Genomic DNA, 3,782 nt, shown 5'->3' with positions numbered 1-3,782 from the left:
CCGGAAATCGTTCTCGGGGAATGCGGGATCAGGCCCCAAGACGTCACGCATGTCATCCTCACGCACGCGCACTTCGATCACATTGGCGGCCTAAAGTTCTTCCCAAATGCTAAGATTTTCATTCAGAAGAAAGAATTGGAATCCTGGATGTGGATTCTGGCAAAGGGTCGGCGCTTCCGTTCATTGCAGGCCGGACTGAATCCGGCGGATATCCTCTATCTGACCCAGGCAAATATCGAAGGCCGCCTGGAACTGGTGGAGGGAGAGCGGGAAAACCTAGTGCCAGGCGTTCATGTCTATCCGGCATTCGACACCCATACCGCAGGATCGCAATATGTGGTGGTGGAGACGGGCGGTGGAGACGGCAAGTTTGTCCTGTCCGGCGACGTCATCTACACCTACAGCAACCTCACGGGTGAGGACGCCACCGATCCCTGCTTTGTGCCGCCGGGCCTTGCCAATGGCAGCCAGACACGTCTGATCGAGTCCGCCGAGGAGATGCTCAAAATCGTTGGTATGGACGAACGACGAATCGTTCCCATGCACGAGGAGCAGCTGTCAAAAATCTATCCGTCGCGCCTGACGGATCGCCAGCTCATGCTCGTCGAGATTTGTGTGGCCGACGGAGACGTATCAAGAGTTTGATCGATTTGAAGCAGCGCGAACACCAAGCTGCATCGTTCACAATCGTCCTTCCAAGGCGATAAGCAGAGAAAAGGCCGGGTGTCAGTGACACAGGCCTTTTCCAAACACCTTGCCCGCTGCGGTGATCTGCCCGGTGAAGAAGCCCTATATTCGCGCCCGCTTTGATGACGGCCCGGTAGCCCACGATGTTGACCATGGAGGACAAGGCCTCCATCTTCCGTGCGCGGCTGACGCGCGGGACCATCTCCATGGCGATGACATTTGCGCTTGAACCCCCAAACCATCCTGTTTCGTTACAAAATGAGCGCCTTCGGCCATGCATGGAGCGGTGCAATCGCGCCATCATGCGTCTTCACGTGTCCCAGTATGCCAGCAGCGTCAGTGGCGTTGTCGAATAGAGCAAGACAAACTAACGAAAAATGATGTTTGCATGTGATTTGTAGCGGCGGATCTTGATGTTAAAGGATCGGATTAGTGCGCCGGAGGACTAAAATATGAAGAGAGATGATCGGAGGCAGGCCATTATGGACCTGTTGGTCGCGCAGAGGGTGGTGGATCTCGACGACCTATCCGATCGGTTCGCTGTATCCAAGATGACCATCCACCGGGATCTGGATGATCTTGAGCAGGCAGGGATGCTTCGCAAGGTCCGTGGCGGGGCAACGATCGAGGCAGGAGGCCATTTCGAAAGCGATTTCCGGTTTCGCCAGCAGCAGGAGGGCGAGGCCAAGCGCCGGATGGCCGAGGCCGCCCTTGAACTCGTCGAGCCCGGCATGACGGTGATGGTCAACGACGGATCTATGGCGTCGGTGCTCGGGGAATTGCTGCCACAGAGGAGGCCGCTGACGGTGATCACCAACAATGCGGCGGTCATCGATCGGCTCAAGACGGAATCAGGGATCAACCTGATTGCGGTCGGTGGACGCTATTCGATGAAGTTCAATGGTTTTTTCGGCGTCGTCGCCGAACAGGCACTGTCGCGTCTCAGCGCCGACATCGCCTTTATCTCAACGCCGGCAGTTTCTGGATTGCGCGTCTACCATATGGATGATGACGTTGTCCGCTCGAAGCGAGCGATGATTGCAAGCGCCGCGCGTCGCTGCCTGCTCTTAAACCATAAGCGCTTCAATCATACCGCTCTTCATGTCCTGGCCACCATTGACGAGTTCGAAGTTATCATCACCGACCAGGAACCGTCAGTCGACGTCCGCGCGGCTTTGGAAGGAGCCAATGTGCCACTTCGAGTGGCATCGCAGGAGAGCAAGTGAATATCGCCATCCTTCGGATAGATGCCGCGCAAGGCGGCACCTGTCCATCTCAAGCTGGGCCCTCCGATTGGGGGGATCCCTTCTACAGTCTTCTCCTATGGACGTCTCCTACGGACGTCCAACGCGATATCTCAGATGGACGGAGCCGAGGCCAGCGGCTTCGGCGCTGATAAACGTGAGCCTCGCCCCGCCGGCAAGCCCATCCTCACCGCCCTCGAATATGGCCGGTGTATTCGACTTGCCTCCGATCGCAGGGAAGATGACTAGGCTGACCTCGTCAACAAGACCCTCATTCAAGAAATGGCCATTGGTTTGCGCCCCGCCTTCCAGCATCAAGCGCTTCACACCGAATTCGGTGCCGAGAACATCGAGCGCGTTTTTCAGATCGACGCCATCTTTCTCCGATACGATATAGGAAACGCCAGCCTGGGTGAGGCCCGCCAGGTAAGCATCATCCACGTCAGATCCTGTCAGGACGATAAGTTGAGCACCCTCAATGTCGTTCTTGTCCCAGCGTAGCCGACCGTCCTTATCAACGATAACAGCGAACTCGTTGGCATCCGGGTTGGCGTTATGGATCGGCCGCGGTGCTGTGCCGGTTGTTTCATAGGGACGGTCGACGGCGTCTGCGAATTCCTCGCCTGTCGCTCTTCCCGAAAGCCAGGCGTCGGCACCAATCTTCTCATGCAGGTCGTCATAGACCTTCACGAGTTCCTCCACCGAATGGCCGGTCGCCTCGGCCCAATCATTGACGATCAATCGACCGTCCAGTGGCGACATCATGTGACAGATTACATGGGGTCTGGGCATTGGATTACTCCTCTACAAACATTCCACCGTCAGTGGTCTGCCTTCAACCAGGCTGCGAATTTATCCATCCAGTCGGGGTGCCAGCGTGAAAGCGCCGGCCGGTTCAGGATCATGTCGTCGGCCGCCCAGCGGATCCGTCTGGCATCGATCGCAGACGTGACCGCGTTATCAGGACAAATGATGTAAAAGTCCTCGTCGAGCAGACGGGCCAGGAAGTATTCCACCAGCTGCTCTGCGGTCCATGCCTCATCGGGCATGGCAGCGCCCTTCGGCTTGAGTGCGATGTTCATGGGTGTCCACGTGTAGCCAGGGACGAGGAGATGAGCCGATACACGACCTCCCGTCTCCTTCAAAAGCGCGTGCGACAGCTGTTCGGTCAGCACCTTGACAGCTGCCTTTGCCACCGAATAGGCGGCATTGCCTGGAGGAGTTGTAATTCCTTCCTTGGAGCCGAGGTTGACGACCGCCGATGGTCGGGCTGCCTTGATCAGGTAGGGCACGAAGACGTGTTGTGCGGCTAGAACACCTCCGAAGTTTACATCGATCTGGCGTCGCCACTTTACAGGATCATCCCAGGGGCCGGCTCCTTGCGTAATGCCCGCGTTGTTTACAAGGATGGCCACGTCGCCAAACCGAGAGAGCGTTTCGTCCTGCAACCTCGTCAGTGTCGATAGATCCGAGACGTCGCCGCTCACAACCAGAGTGTCCGTATCGAGTGTCGAGGTAACATCATCAAGTGCGTGGGTGTCGAGATCCAACAATGCGAGCTTCATGCCGCGGGCCGCGAGAGCCCTCGCGATTGCCAAGCCGATGCCCTTCGCAGCTCCCGTGATGACCGCAACGCGGCCAGGAGCAACGATACTGTTCATTCTCTCGCTCATCTTTGTCTTTCCCGTCATTGGACGTCACCGCTGGAAGGTGTGCCGGACACGCCGTCGCGGTGGATTTTCTCAGCCGAAGGCACCAGCGCAAGAAGCGCACCAGCGCTACGCGGGCGCTTGTGTGGTCGGACCATATCTGCTGGCTGCGAACGACAGCTCAACCTCCTAACAACATAGG

4 protein-coding genes and 1 pseudogene are annotated in these 3,782 nt (G+C 57.4%); 2 read left to right on the top strand and 3 right to left on the bottom strand.

Annotation, left to right across the window (positions count from 1 at the left end; genetic code table 11):
- A partial coding sequence (locus tag QD357_RS31385) for an N-acyl homoserine lactonase family protein (RefSeq protein WP_414125876.1) occupies nucleotides 1–645 on the top strand: 645 nt, incomplete at its 5' end.
- A 105-nt stretch (nucleotides 646–750) separates the two neighbouring features.
- On the opposite strand, the pseudogene QD357_RS31380 reads toward QD357_RS31385, so the two are convergent.
- A pseudogene (locus QD357_RS31380) lies at nucleotides 751–916 on the bottom strand (NAD(P)(+) transhydrogenase (Re/Si-specific) subunit alpha); the annotation flags it as partial.
- 223 nt (nucleotides 917–1,139) lie between these two features.
- Here QD357_RS31380 and QD357_RS31375 point away from each other — a divergent pair.
- Entirely contained in the window at nucleotides 1,140–1,913 is a 774-nt protein-coding gene (locus QD357_RS31375) for a DeoR/GlpR family DNA-binding transcription regulator (RefSeq protein ID WP_037155973.1), read from the top strand.
- Nucleotides 1,914–2,021: 108 nt separating this feature from the next.
- Here the strand turns inward: QD357_RS31375 and QD357_RS31370 are convergent, their stop codons facing one another.
- Entirely contained in the window at nucleotides 2,022–2,723 is a 702-nt protein-coding gene (locus QD357_RS31370) for a RibD family protein (protein WP_004129756.1), read from the bottom strand.
- A gap of 29 nt (nucleotides 2,724–2,752) precedes the next feature.
- Entirely contained in the window at nucleotides 2,753–3,604 is an 852-nt protein-coding gene (locus QD357_RS31365) for an SDR family NAD(P)-dependent oxidoreductase (RefSeq protein ID WP_004129754.1), read from the bottom strand.
- Nucleotides 3,605–3,782: the final 178 nt, after the last annotated feature.

The sequence above is a fragment of the Rhizobium sp. BR 317 genome (assembly GCF_047445835.1).
GTDB lineage: Bacteria > Pseudomonadota > Alphaproteobacteria > Rhizobiales > Rhizobiaceae > Rhizobium > Rhizobium paranaense.
This window is presented reverse-complemented; position numbering and strand designations above follow the sequence as displayed.

What these genes read in the sequence shown, in the direction of transcription:
- QD357_RS31375 (WP_037155973.1), top strand. Translation starts at nt 1,140, where the DNA reads ATGAAGAGAGATGATCGGAGGCAGGCCATTATGGACCTGTTGGTCGCG.
- QD357_RS31365 (WP_004129754.1), bottom strand. Translation starts at nt 3,604, where the DNA reads ATGAGCGAGAGAATGAACAGTATCGTTGCTCCTGGCCGCGTTGCGGTC.
- QD357_RS31370 (WP_004129756.1), bottom strand. Translation starts at nt 2,723, where the DNA reads ATGCCCAGACCCCATGTAATCTGTCACATGATGTCGCCACTGGACGGT.